13 protein-coding genes and 1 pseudogene are annotated in these 12,535 nt (G+C 73.3%); 6 read left to right on the top strand and 8 right to left on the bottom strand.

All coding sequences use genetic code 11. The annotated features are described in order from the left end of the window. The 4 genes from VG276_06085 to VG276_06070 form a co-directional block, all read left to right on the top strand. The coding region (locus VG276_06085) for an ABC transporter permease (protein ID HEV8648972.1) at positions 1 to 254 on the top strand (254 nt) is incomplete at its 5' end. A 41-nt stretch (positions 255 to 295) separates the two neighbouring features. After that, positions 296 to 1,855, top strand: a complete 1,560-nt coding sequence (locus VG276_06080; GenBank protein ID HEV8648971.1) for a sensor histidine kinase — start codon at positions 296 to 298, stop codon at positions 1,853 to 1,855. Continuing rightward, entirely contained in the window at positions 1,852 to 2,508 is a 657-nt protein-coding gene (locus VG276_06075; GenBank protein HEV8648970.1) for a response regulator transcription factor, read from the top strand. Before VG276_06080 ends, VG276_06075 begins: the two co-directional genes overlap by 4 nt. 780 nt (positions 2,509 to 3,288) lie before the next feature. Next, positions 3,289 to 3,492 carry a hypothetical protein gene (locus VG276_06070; protein HEV8648969.1) on the top strand — a complete coding sequence of 68 codons (204 nt, stop codon included), beginning with the start codon at positions 3,289 to 3,291 and terminating at the stop codon, positions 3,490 to 3,492. 103 nt (positions 3,493 to 3,595) lie between these two features. Here VG276_06070 and recA read toward each other — a convergent pair whose 3' ends face one another. The 8 genes from recA to VG276_06030 all read right to left on the bottom strand — a co-directional run bounded on the left by recA (position 3,596) and on the right by VG276_06030 (position 10,608). Continuing rightward, positions 3,596 to 4,648, bottom strand: coding sequence for a recombinase RecA (recA, locus tag VG276_06065; GenBank protein ID HEV8648968.1), 1,053 nt, complete (start codon positions 4,646 to 4,648; stop codon positions 3,596 to 3,598). Between the two features lie 250 nt (positions 4,649 to 4,898). After that, positions 4,899 to 5,240, bottom strand: a complete 342-nt coding sequence (locus VG276_06060) for a hypothetical protein (GenBank protein ID HEV8648967.1) — start codon at positions 5,238 to 5,240, stop codon at positions 4,899 to 4,901. A 227-nt stretch (positions 5,241 to 5,467) separates the two neighbouring features. Continuing rightward, the gene (locus VG276_06055) at positions 5,468 to 5,737 is read right to left on the bottom strand and encodes a hypothetical protein (protein ID HEV8648966.1); all 270 of its coding nucleotides are present in this window, start codon (positions 5,735 to 5,737) and stop codon (positions 5,468 to 5,470) included. After that, positions 5,734 to 6,573, bottom strand: coding sequence for a hypothetical protein (locus VG276_06050; GenBank protein HEV8648965.1), 840 nt, complete (start codon positions 6,571 to 6,573; stop codon positions 5,734 to 5,736). The genes VG276_06055 and VG276_06050 overlap by 4 nt, the downstream gene beginning before the upstream one ends. 146 nt (positions 6,574 to 6,719) lie before the next feature. Beyond that, a complete protein-coding gene (locus VG276_06045; protein ID HEV8648964.1) occupies positions 6,720 to 6,962 on the bottom strand; it encodes a hypothetical protein in 243 nt (80 codons plus the stop codon). A 401-nt stretch (positions 6,963 to 7,363) separates the two neighbouring features. Further along, positions 7,364 to 8,233, bottom strand: coding sequence for a helix-turn-helix transcriptional regulator (locus VG276_06040; GenBank protein HEV8648963.1), 870 nt, complete (start codon positions 8,231 to 8,233; stop codon positions 7,364 to 7,366). After that, on the bottom strand, positions 8,208 to 9,035 hold the full coding sequence (locus VG276_06035; GenBank protein HEV8648962.1) for a hypothetical protein: 828 nt from the start codon (positions 9,033 to 9,035) through the stop codon (positions 8,208 to 8,210). Before VG276_06035 ends, VG276_06040 begins: the two co-directional genes overlap by 26 nt. Before the next feature lie 646 nt (positions 9,036 to 9,681). After that, entirely contained in the window at positions 9,682 to 10,608 is a 927-nt protein-coding gene (locus tag VG276_06030; GenBank protein ID HEV8648961.1) for a hypothetical protein, read from the bottom strand. 247 nt (positions 10,609 to 10,855) lie between these two features. On the opposite strand from VG276_06030, the pseudogene VG276_06025 reads away from it, so the two are divergent. Both VG276_06025 and VG276_06020 read left to right on the top strand, forming a co-directional pair. Further along, positions 10,856 to 11,674: pseudogene (locus VG276_06025) on the top strand (AMP-binding protein). 78 nt (positions 11,675 to 11,752) lie between these two features. Then, entirely contained in the window at positions 11,753 to 12,520 is a 768-nt protein-coding gene (locus VG276_06020) for a deoxyribonuclease IV (GenBank protein HEV8648960.1), read from the top strand. The last annotated feature ends 15 nt before the right edge of the window (positions 12,521 to 12,535 follow it).

The raw sequence follows: 12,535 nt of genomic DNA, 5'->3' as shown, positions 1-12,535 counted from the left end.
CCCGCGGCCACGTCGCCGCGCAGTTTGTGGTCGAGTCGCTGCTGCTGGCCGCCGTCGGCGGCACCAGCGGCGTGGCGATCGGCGCCGCGATCACCGTCGGGGTGGCCGACCGGCAGCAGTGGGCGGTGCAGCTCCCGGCGGTGGCGCTGTGGGGTGGCCTGGCGGCGGCGCTGGCGGTCGGGGTGGTCGCCGGGCTGTACCCGGCGCTGCGCGCCGCGCGGCTGGCGCCAACCGACGCGCTGCGCAGCGTGTGACCACCCAGGGCTGGGCGCGTAGCCGGCGGTGATGGTGGAAGATGAGCCGGCAAGGACAGGGGATCGGGATGCGGGGACGCTGGGGTCTGCAGGCCAAGATGACCGGCTCCTACGTGCTGGTCACCGCCGCGGTGGTGGTGCTGGTCGAGGTGGTGGCGGCCGTGATCGTGCTGCCGGGGCTGGTGTCTGGGGCCGACCGGGCCACGCTGGTGCAGCTGCTGGCCAGCGACACCGCCAACCGGGTCATGCAGCAGAGCGCCACCCTCGGCCAGCTGCCGACCGCCAGCCAGCTGCGGCTCGACCAGGCCGCGCTGGGGTTGCCGCCTGGCCAGGCCCGCAGGTCCGCCGACGAAACTGGCGTCGGTATCCCCGACCTCCCTCAGCGCGACAAAGTACTGAGGCCCCCGCTGGTGCTGCTGTTGGCCCCCGACGGGCGGGTGGTGGCCAGCTCCGACCCGGCCCGCTACCCAGTCGGCAGGCGGCTGGGCGACCCCGCCATGGGCGCCCTGCCCGCCCAGGTCACCACCCGGCCGCCCACCGCGTGGGGCAAGCGCGACGGCCTGGCCCCCACCCCCACCCGCAACGGGGCGGTGCTGTGGGCGGCCGCGCCGGTGCTGGACCTCCGCGGGCTCAGCAAGGGGACCAAGCCGTCGCCGGTGTCGGACCTGCTCGGCGTGGTCTACGTGCAGGTCCCCGCCACCGCCAGGCTGGCCGGGGAGCCGAGCTGGTGGAGCGCGCTGGCGCCGCAGCTTGGCGTCGGGCTGCTGGTGCTGGCAGGGGCCGTGCCCGTCGGGCTCGTGTTCGGCCTGCTGTCGACCCGGCGGCTCATCCGCCGGCTGCGGCGGCTGGCCGCCACCACCGTCGCCGTCGCCGACGGCGACTACCGCCACCGCGTGCCGGTGTCCGGCGGCGACGAGGTCGCCCAGCTGGAAGGCAACTTCAACCGCATGGCCGAGCGGCTGGACGCCGCCATGGCCACCGAGCGGCAGCTCGCCGGCGCCGGCGAGCGCGCAAGGATCGCCCGCGAGCTGCACGACGCCATCTCCCAGGACCTGTTCTCGCTGCGCCTGCTGGCCGGCGGGCTGCGCAGGGCGCTGCCGGCCGGCTCCCCGCTGCGCCCCCAGGTCCAGACCATGGAGCAGACCGCCGCCCAGACGATGCACGAGATGCAGGCGCTGCTGTTGGAGCTGCGCCCGGTCGCGCTCCAGGACGCCGGCCTCATCCCGGCCCTGGAGGAGCTGTGCCGCGCCTACCAGGAACGGCTGGGAGTGACCATCGACGCCGACCTGGAGCCGGTCGCGCTGGCCCCACCGGCCGAGCACGCCGTGCTGCGGGTGGTCCAGGAGGCGCTGGCCAACGCCGTCAAGCACGCCCAGCCCACCCGGATCCGGCTGCGGCTGCACCACCAGGACGGCCAGGTCGCGGTCACCGTCACCGACGACGGCGCCGGCTTCGACCCCAGCCTTGCCGAGCAGCGCCACGGGCTGGGCCTGGGGCTGATGCGCCAACGGACCGCCGAGCTCGGCGGCAGCTTCCAGCTCGACTCCACCCCGGGCGAGGGCACCACCATCCAGATCCTGCTCCCAAGGGGCCGACCGTGATCGGGGTGCTGATCGTCGACGACCACCAGGTGGTCCGCCAAGGCCTGCGCTTCCTGCTCGAACAGGAGGACGGCATCCAGGTCATCGGCGAGGCCGCCGACGGGCCCAGCGCCATCCAGGCGGTCCGCACCCTGGCACCCACCGTGGTGCTGCTGGACCTGTTCCTCCCCGGCCAAGACGGCATCAGCGTGCTCGGCCAGATCAAGCAGGACCGACCCGCCACCGAGGTGCTGATGCTCACCTCCTCCCAAGACGACCAGCACCTTTTGGCCGCGGTCCGCGCCGGCGCGCTCGCCTACCTGCCCAAGACCGCCGGCGTCGACCAGGTCGTCGCCGCGGTCCGCGCCGCCGCCCGCGGCGAGAGCGTCCTAGAACCAAGGATCGCCGCCAGGCTGGTCCACGAGGTCCGCCAGGCCACCGTCCGCCGCCGGCCGCTGGACCAGCTCTCCCCCCGCGAACAGGAGGTCCTTGCCGCCCTGGCTCGCGGCCGCACCAACCGCCAGGTCGCCCGGACCCTGCAGATCGGCGAGGAGACCGTCAAGGCGCACGTGTCCAGCATCCTGGCCAAGCTGGGGCTGGCCGACCGCACCCAGGCCGCCATCTTCGGCCTCCAGCAGCGCCTGGTCCCCCTCGACCAGGCCCTCGACGAATAGCGCCGACCCGCACCGGAGCAGCCGAGCCACCCGGCGTTGGCACCACCCGCGGGCGCGGCATCCGCCCACGGCTGGCCTGCATGCCCGAGCAAGGCCGACGGCACGATCACGGTGATGGCGGCAGACGCGATCTTGGCGAGCGATGCGTTGGTCGCCGGCAAGCCCCTGACCTGCACCGCCACCCCCCGACGCGTGCAGGTTCATGTCGCCGTTCATCCCCATCTCGGGTGTCGCTCTGCACTCGGGCGCCTGCTCGACGGCACCGCCGCTCGTGGTGCCGTCGAGCTGGCGCCAGACCAGCGCGTCGCGGTCGTGGCCAATCATCGTCTGCTTCGTCTTCTCGCGTTGGAGGTCGAGGCGGTGGGCGCGGCGGGCGCGGAGCTGTTCGGGGCGGGCGCGGAGCTGTTCGGCGGCGAACGCGAGGATGGCGTCGCCATGGAACAGCAGCAGCACGAACGCCAGCAGGGTCCAGAGGCGGTCCACATCACGGGTTCCCTTCTCCCTCCGGTTCCCAGGGCGGCTGGCCCGACCGTGGCTCATCGCAGGCCAGGTGGGCCTCGGCGATGCGGCGGGCGGCGGCGGTGGCCGCCTCGACGCTGCCGAAGCCGCGTTGCACGGCTTTGTAGCGGTCGTCGGACCAGACCTCGGTGCTGCCGGGGTCGCCGGGTCGGTGCAGACCAGGTACTCGGTCTGCCGCTCGACGTAGATGCTGGTGAGGTCGTCGAGGTCCAACGCGGCGTAGTAGCGGTAGGTCACCAGCGCGCCGGGCTGGTCGCGGTGGTGGAAGCGGACGCTGAACGACTCATCGAGCTGGGCGTCGCCGCCGACGTCGCCGCCTGGCAGCACGCCGCCGCCGGCCTGGTCGCGCACCCAGGTCGGGCTAGGGTCGACGCTGCCGGCTCGGGGCGGCTCGGGGTCGACGGTGGGTTGGTGGTCGCTGACGGCGGCGACGAACAGGCGGGCGACGTAGCCGAGCAGGCCTAGGCCGAGGACGGCCTGGGCGAGCTGGCGGGCCACGCTCATGCTTCGGTCCCTTCGGTAGGCCGGGGCCGGCCGCGCTCGGCAGCCACGGCCGGCCCCGCGGCGGCTAGGAGGCCGCCGCCTCCACGGCCGGCTGGTCGGCGGCGGGCAGCAGGCGGGGGCGCAGCTCTGCGTCCAGCCGTGCGGCCAGCTCGGGGTGCTCGCGCGGTCGGCGGCGGGTGGCCTGGCGGCCCTGGCCGAGCTGGACCGTGCCGTAGCTCAGCCACGCCCCGCGCTGGGCGAGCAGCCCGGCGTTGAGGCCGAGGTCGAGCAGGGCGGCCTCGGCGCTCAGCCCGTGGTCGGCGTGCAGCTCCAGCTCGGCTGTCTGCCATGCAGGGGCGAGCTTGTTCTTGGTCACCTGCAGCCGGACGCGGGTGCCGACGACCCGGCCGGCGTCCTTGACGCTGCTGGGCTGGTGGAGGTGCAGGCGGACCGAGGCGTAGTAGCCAAGCGCCCTGCCCCCAGCCGTGTAGGTCGGGGTGCCGGTGACGCTGGCGCGCTGGCGGAGCTGGTTGGTGACCACGACCGCGACACCCGCGCGGGCGATCTGGCCGGCGAGCTTGCGCAGCGCCTGGCTGAGCAGGTTGGCCTGTTCCCCGGCGTGCTGCTCGCCGATCTTGCCGTCCAGCTCGGCCTGGGGCACCAGGGCCGCGATGGAGTCGACCACCAGGGCGTCGACCGAGCCCGATTCGATCAGCAGGCTGGCGACTTGGAGGGCCTGCTCGCCGCTTTCCGGCTGGCAGAGCAGCAGCTTGTGGGTGTCGACGCCGACGGTCTTGGCCCAGCCCAGGTCGAGGGCGTGCTCGGCGTCGACGAACACGCCGGTCTCGCCGGCCTGCTGCGCTTGGGCGAGGACGGAGAGGGCGAGGGTGGACTTGCCGACGCCTTCGGGGCCGTAGACCTCTGTGATCCGTCCGCGGGGGACCCCGCCGACGCCGAGGACGTGGTCGAGGGCGAGGCTGCCGGTCGGGACGACGGCTGGCGGGGTGCTGGCGGTGCCGTTGGGGCTGGTCACGACGGCCGGGCCGAACTGTTGAGCGACCGCGTCGAGGGCGGCCTGCAAGCCCCGGTCCCGCTGCTGGTGGCTAGGTGGTCGGATGGTGGGGGTGGTGGTGAGCATGCCAAGCTCCTTCCCCTGAGCTTGTCGGACCTGGCCGGGTGGGTGGCGGGGGTGGCCGTGCGCTTCCCCGCGCGGGCCGTCTTGCGGCCCGCCGCACGGCCACGCCCCGGCCCGGCCGCTGAATGTCTGGACGTGTACCGCTGGGCGTCAGGTCAGCCGGGCGACCACCTCCTCCCCCTCGCAGGGTGGCCGGGCCGGACCGCCGGCGCCTGCGCTGGCAGCCGGCGGCCCAGCCCACACCCGTGCCGGGTCACGACTGTGGCTCCTGGCCGGCGTGGCGGGCGAGCTCGTGCGCGTAGCGGGCCTCGAACAGCTCCGGGTAGGCGGCGCGCAGCCCGTCCAGTGCCCGCACCCACGCCAGCGCCCGCCGCCGTCCTGGCGCCCGGTCCGAGGGGCGCAATGGCACCCGCACGGCCTCGGCGTGGAACCGCTCCCGGGTCTGGTCGGGGTGCTGGTCGGCCAGCCACAACAGCGCCCGCAGCCGCGCGCGGGCCGCCACCGGCGGCTCCACGCGGCCCAGCTCCACCGTCTCGGCGGGCTGCAACCCGGCCAGCTCCGCCTCGACACGGGCGGCGAACTCGTCGCGGAACAAGGCTTGCAGGTCGGCGTGGGCCTGGCGGCTGGCACGCTGGTGCGCCTGCCGCGACGGCAGCCGGGGCGCTTGGGTGCGGACCCGGTCCAGCGCCTGGGCGTAGCACTCCCGGTACTCCTCCGCATAGGAGCGGGCCAGCTACGACGCCGCGCGACCCTGCGCCAGCGCCCGGATGCGGTGCCGCTCCTTGGCCCCATACGGGTCGGCCGGCACCGACCGCGCCGCGGTCACCGCCGCTCACCACCCCGGCGCGGCGGCGGCCAGCCGGTCGCGGTGGTCGGGTCGAGGCTGGGCAGGGCCTGTTGCACTGGCACGCGGCCCACCACCCCGGTCAGCACCGCGCCGGGCTGCCCGGCGGCCTGGACGGCGTGGTGCGCGCAGTAGCCCCGGCTGGTGCCGGCCAGCAGGTGCGGCACCTGGAAGGAGACCACCACCGTGGCCTGCTGCTGGCAGCGGCGCCACGAGCAGCCGCCAAGCCCGGTGTCGGCCGCGCTCACCGTGCCGGCCCCGGCGCCACGGGACGGCCCGCCTGGCCCGGGGTGGGCCGGTCCACGGCGGGCAGCTCGGCGGTCGCCGCGCCCTCCTGGACGGAGGCGCGGTCGTGGAGCTCCCGCAGCGCCGCGGCGCCCGCGCCGAGCACCTCCCGGACCTCGGGCTGGGCCAGCCACTCCACGCGCTCGGCCTCGCGGGCTTGGACCGCGGCAAGCCGCGCCGCGGCGGCCCGGACGCGGTGCGCGGCGGCCGTGCGGCCCCTTCGCGCCTCGGCCAGCTCGCGGCGCAACCTCGTGCGTCGGCGGAGCTGCCAGCCGCGGGCCTCCTCGAGCAGGCCGTCAACTTCGGTCTCCTGGGTGGCGAAGCCGTCCAGTGACGCCCGCTCGGCCGCGTGGCGCTGCTCGGCCGCTGGCTGGAACTCCCCAAGCGACCGGGGCGCGGTGGCCAGCACGTTCAGCGCGGCCCGGCAGTCGCCGTCCAGCTCCTGGTCGGTCAGGGTGCGGGCCCGGCGAATGGCGGCCACCTGTGGGGTGACCAGGCGGCGCAGCTCGGCGGCCAGGCGCTCCTCGTGCTCCTGGGCGCAGGCGGCCTGCGCCTCTGCGTCCACCCGTTCGGGGGAGGGGGTCACGCCGTCGCGGGCGTACAGCTCGGCCACCAAGTCCCGCGTGGCGGCCCGTCGCCGCTCCTCGCGGCGCCGCAAGGTAGTGTCGAGCTCGTCCAGCGCGGCTTGGACCGCGTCCGGGTCGGCACCCAGCCGGGCCGCCGCCTGGACGTAGCGGTGGTCCGGGACCGGACTCCACAGCTCAGGATCAGTCGTGGGTGCGTGGCTGGATGGCGTCACCTGCTGCCTCCTTCGGGATCCTGCTTGCGGGGAGGGCTGGGGCCGGCCGCCGCCGGTCGCGGGGGCACGAAGAGCCCGGGACGGGCCAGCCCCAGCCGGGGGTGCCAGGGGCCGGCCCGATCCCCGGCGGGCCGGCCCCTGCCGTCTCACACCAGGAGCCGCCGCCACCCCCTCCGCCTCCGCACCGCTACCGCGGCCTGGCGCCGCTGGCAGCCCGGCTGGTCGACGCAGACCCACGTGATCGGCATCGAGGGCGTCAGCGACCGCCAGCCCCACAGCCCGACCCGGCCACAGGCCAGGCACCAACGCAGCCTCGCTGCCGCCAGCTCGGCCAGGCCGCCACGCAGGCCGAGCGTCCAGGCGCGCACCGCCACCCTGGCCGCGTTCATGCCGGGCGCTCTTCGCAGGCGTGCGCCTCGAACGCCGCCCACGCCGCCTTGGGGGCCGGCTGGCGAGGGCTCGTCCAGTCGCACCGGCGGCACTGGGTCACGAAGAGCGGGGCGCCTTGGACCTCCCCAGGGCTTTGCACCAGCAGCGGCCACCCGCCGGGCCGCTCCGAGTCAGTGGACGTGAGCGGCGCCGAGTCAGGTCTATCCGCCGAACGAGCCTCCGTCGGCTGTGCAGCGGCGCGATCTCGAAGCGCGACCACCGTGGTTCCTCCGCTTGGTGGCAGGTGCCTGCCTACGCGATGGGCACATGAACCCGTGATTGACATTGGAGGTCAAGAATATGCTTCGTGTCAAGAATATTCTCAGCCAGGAGTACTCCACGAGGGCTTGTGCGTCGTGAACTAGCGGCTCAGGCGGAGCTCGCCGAGCGCCCCGTGGATGATCGCCACCGCGTCTTGCCCACGGGCGGCGCTGTCGCGCAGGAGGGTGAAGAAGCGGTCGTAGAGCGCGATCTGCTCGGGCTCGTTGACCTGCTGCTCCCCGGTGAGGGTCTCGGCCGTCACCAGCTCGGTGTCGAAGATCATGAACGAGCAGATCGGAAACACCGGTAGCCGGGCGGCGAAGGGGATGATGCCGAACTCGACGTTGGGGAGGCTCGTGACGGCCAGCAGCCGGTCGAGCTGCCCCGCGAGCGCCTCGGGCGAGCAGACCCGCGAGTACAGGGCGGCCTCGAGGACGACGAGCTGGACCTGCTTGCCGGGCTGGTACAGGAGCTGTTGGCGCTGCATGCGCGCCGCGACCAGCGGGTCAACGTCGGCCCCGCCGATGCCAAGTGCGCCCTGGGCCGCGTCCAGCGCCCACGCCACCAGCAGCTCCCGGGCGTACTGCGCAGTCTGGAGCAACCCGGGAATGAACGCCGGCTGGAACTCCCCGATCCGCGTCGCCCGCGCCTCCAGCGCCGCGATGTCGGCCTGCTTGGCCGCGCCGCCGCCGGCCGTGCGGTACTGCTCCCGCCAGGTCGCGAACTCGACCCTGGCGTGCCGCAGGGACGCGAGCAGCTCCTCGACCTTGCCGGCGGGCGCGCCAGCCACGCGAGCCCACTGGCGGATGTCGTCCTCGGTCGGGAGCTGCCTGCCGGTCTCGATCTTGGAAACCTTGGACTGGCCCCAGCCGGCCTGCTGGGCCAGGGAGGTGCCGGTCAGGCCGGCATCCTCCCGAAGCGCCCGGAGCTGGGCGGCGAGCGCGCTAGGTCCGCGCTGGAAGGTGGTCAACCTCCTCCTTCCGCTGGCGGGGAACACGGGCTTGCAGGTCCGGGTGCCGGTCGAGGTACTCGCCCAACGGGACTGCCTGGTGCATGGCCACGTCGCGCCAGGCGTTGTGCCGCACCACCTCGACGGGGTCGCCGACCAGCTCGGCGCGGTACAGGCGCCCCTCGGGATCGTAGTGGAGCACCGCCAGCTTCTGGCTGTCGTACAGCCAGAAGTCGTGCCTCGGCAGCCCCGCCGGCCACTGCCGCGGGCGCGTCGGCAGGATGCGGACGTCTTCGCCGGCCGCGACGTTGTCGGCGTACCACCAGGCCAGCTCGTAGCGCAGGTAGTCGCTCAGCGGCTCGACGACCACGTGGACGCGCTCCATCCGCTTCCCCGCCGCACGAGCGGCCCGGACCAGGTCCAACCACTCTCCCTTGGCGGGGTCGTCCTCTGGCGGCTCGCCCGCAAGGAACCGGCGCAGCGAGTCATCCTCGTACGACATCGCGTACTGCTGCAGCACCTCCAGGCGGAACGCGCTGTGCTCGAAGCCGCGAAGCAGCGCGTCCCACTCCGCGGTGAACGGCTCGACCGAGGTCGCCTCCCGCCGTACCGGCCGACCGACGTGCTCCTCGGCGGCGCCGAGCAGGACCTCCTCGGGGACGCGAACCGCGACCTCGCCTGGTAGCAGGTCGGTCAGCCCCTCGGCGACGGCCGGGTCCTGGTCGGCGCGGTCACCCACCACCACGAACCCGCCGTCCTCGGCGTACACGCTCGGACAACCGCCCCCGCCCGAGCCCTGGTCCTTGTAGAGCCTCCTGAGCATGACGACCTCCTCGCAGCGGCGGCCCATTCTCGGATATTCTTCCCCGTGAGCATAGTCGCGACAGAGGGCTTCCCCGTCAAGGGCGGGAATTCCGAGAGCATCGCGGCAGGTGGTACGTTGTCGTACGTGTGTTCGATTCTCGCCAGAGCGGGAGCTCGACCAGGCTCATGTCCCTGATCCCCTGCGCGCACGACGGCCGGAAGCGTCCGGTCGATGTCACCTGTGCTGAGCGCTGCGAGCGCTTCCCGAGGTGCTTCCCACCAGCATCGCCGCAAGTCAGGGGGAGGATTTCGGGCATGTTCCAGGCCGGCGCTGTCGAACGTGATGCTCTCGAGGCCCTGCTGGCGACGCTGGAAGCGGTTCTGCAGGACGAGCCACCTCTATAGAGGTAGGCCTCTGAGCGCCGCTCGGCCTCCTCGCTACGTGACGAACGGGATGAGGTCGTCCTCGGTGCGGCCGGTTTCCAGCAGCCATTGGCGATACCAGGGCAGCTCGCTCGCCATATGCTGCTGCGCCGGCGTCAACGGGAGGAACTCGTCCGCGACCTGCTGTGCCGGTGCCAGCGAGAGGGCCGGATCGGGGTCATCGGCGTCCCCGCGGACGTGACCTGGCCTCAGCGCGCCCGCCCGGGGGGTGGCGCATTCGATCAGGCCTTCCTGCCGACCGGCGCGCCGCGGCGTGCCGCCGCCTTGACCGGCAGGTCGGCAGAGTGGCCCACCATGGACTCGTACCGGGCCTTGCCCTCGGCGGAGACGATCAGGACCAACTTGCGGCCACCGAACGTCTTGAACTCCATGGGAACCAGCTCGCCGACGGGGACCAGCTCGGCGAGGTCGTCGGCGAACATCCCCAGCTTGGGGGCGTGGTCAGGGTGCCACTTGCTACACCCGCGGCTGTGCCGCGGGCAGGGGCTCCCAGGCCACGCCCGGCAGTTCCGCGGCACGATCTGCCGGACCCCGGCCACCGAAACCGACCGTGGCCGGGGCACCCTGTCCCACACGATCGCGGGGTTGAGGCGGACCCCGGGGACGTGCCCGATCCACTTTGGGTTGCGGTTGGAGTCGGTGAACCAGACCGACGTGACCCCGGCCTGGAGGGCCTCGGTGGTGCGCGTCCTAGCCGCCTGGACGGTCAGGTGCGACCGTTGGACCTCGACGCCCATGTCGGCCTGCGAGCCGTAGACGATCGCGTCAGGCTTCACCTTGGTGGTGGGAAGGAACTTCTCCACCTCGACCCGGAAGCCGGCCGCCTCGCCGGCGTTCTGGACGTACTCGACCTGCCGTTGGTGCTCGGCGCTGACGCCGTGGACGATCTCGTGGCTGCCGGCGAGGGCGGAGCCCTTCCAGTGCGCGGCGATGATCTGCCCGGGGAGTTGGCGCAGCTCCAGCCACGGGTTTTCGTGGTCGCGGTGCTGGGAGCACAGGAAGTCGCCTTTGAAGGTCAGGGGCCGCAGGTTGGCTTCGCGGCGTGCCTGCCAGTTGGCGATGACCTCCTCCTGCTCGGGGCCGCCGAAGTCGACCTGGGAGAAGTCGAGGATCAGCCCGGTGGCGGGGTGCTCGACGAGGGACTTCATGCTGGCCTCCTGCCAGGGGTCGCCGAGGTGGAACGCGGCGGGGAGTGCGGCGCGGCCTTCTCCTCAGCAGTGTAGGTCGCTCGGTTGAGCCGATTGTGCAGGAACCCTGCGACGATTCTTGGAGTCGTCGCAGTTGCGTTGTGTGTGGGCCAGCACGACCGGTTTCCGCCCTCAGCCGATGACGCATGACGCCTCGTGGCGCCGCTTCCGTGGCCATGCCCGGCACGGACTGCTGCTAGTGCATTTGCTACACCTGGCACCGACGATGTTCATCGCCGAGCTGGAGCACCCCCGCTTCGGCGAGTTCCAGCTCGACACGCTGCGCACCGGGATCATGGCCGGGTCTCCCTGTCCGGTCGAGGTCATGAAGAAGGTCCAAGCCGACATGCACATGGCCGAGGTGACCATCTGCTACGGCATGACCGAGACGAGCCCGGTGTCGTTCCAGAGCGAGACCGACGACCCGGTCGACAAGCGGGTGTCGACCGTGGGCCGGGTCCACCCCCACGTCGAGGTCAAGGTGCTGGACCCCGAGACCGGCCGCATCGTGCCCCGCGGCGAGCCGGGCGAGCTGTGCACCCGCGGCTACGTGGTGATGCTCGGCTACTGGGAGAACGAGGAGGCGACCGGGGCCGCCATCGACCGGGCCGGCTGGATGCACACTGGCGACCTCGCCACCCTCGACGACGAGGGCTACGCCAACATCGTGGGCCGGATCAAGGACATGGTCATCCGCGGCGGCGAAAACGTCTACCCTCGCGAGGTCGAGGAGTTCCTCTACCAGCACCCGGCCGTGAGCGACGTCCAGGTCATCGGCGTCCCGGACGAGCGGTACGGCGAGGAGCTGTGCGCCTGGGTCCGACTCAAGGAGGGCCAGGGTCTCGACGGCGACGAGCTGCGCGGCTGGTGCAAGGGCAGGATCGCGACCTTCAAGATCCCGCGCTACTGGAAGTTCGTGGACGAGTTCCCGATGACCGTCACCGGGAAGATCCAGAAGTTCAAGATGCGCGAGGTCTCCATTGCGGATCTCGGCTTGGAGGCCGCGGCCAGGGCTCGCACGGCCTAGCCCGGTCAGCCGGGCCCCAGCTGGCCGCGGCCCCTGCCCGTCGGCGGCTTGTCGCGCGAGGCTGGTAGTGTTCTCGGCATGCCGGCGATCGGAATCCACCTCGGGCGGGACGCCAGCCTGGCCGCCGCGGCCGAGCGGGGGGCCGAGTGCGTGCAGTTCTTCCTCGGCGACCCCCAGGGGTGGAAGGTGCCGCCGCCGGGCGAGGACGCGGCCGAGCTGGCCGCCTCCCCCGTGAGGGTGTACGTCCACGCGCCCTACGTGATCAATCTTGCCTCCGGCAACAACCGCATCCGCATCCCGTCCCGGAAGCTGCTCGCCCAGACGTGCGAGGGAGCGGCCGCGGTGGGCGCGGCCGGGGTGATCGTGCACGGCGGCCACGTCACCGCCGACGACGACGAGCGGGAGGGCTTCACCCGCTGGCGCAAGGCGCTCGACCAGCTCGAGTCACCCGTGCCGCTCCTGCTCGAGAACACCGCCGGCGGCGACCACGCGATGGCGCGCCGGCTCGACACGCTGGCCCGGCTCTGGGAGCGGGTGGGCGACTTCGGCCTCGGGTTCTGCCTGGACACCTGCCACGCCCACGCCGGCGGCGAGGAGCTCGACGGCATCGTGGACCGGGTCAAGGCGATCACCGGGCGGATCGACCTGGTCCACGCCAACGACTCCAAGGACCCGGCCGGGTCCGGCCGCGACCGGCACGAGAACCTCGGCCGCGGCCGGATCGGCCTCGACACCCTGGTCGCGGTGGTCCAGGCCGCGGGCGCCCCGGTCGTCTGCGAGACCCCGGGCGGCCCGGACGAGCACCGCGCCGACATCGAGCTGCTCCGCGGCCTGCTGGCCGGGTAGCCGGCCCGGGCCGGG

This window comes from Actinomycetes bacterium (genome assembly GCA_036000965.1).
In the GTDB taxonomy this organism is placed as follows: domain Bacteria; phylum Actinomycetota; class CALGFH01; order CALGFH01; family CALGFH01; genus DASYUT01.
The sequence above is the reverse complement of the archived record's forward strand: the minus strand, read 5'-3'. Positions and strand labels throughout refer to the sequence as shown.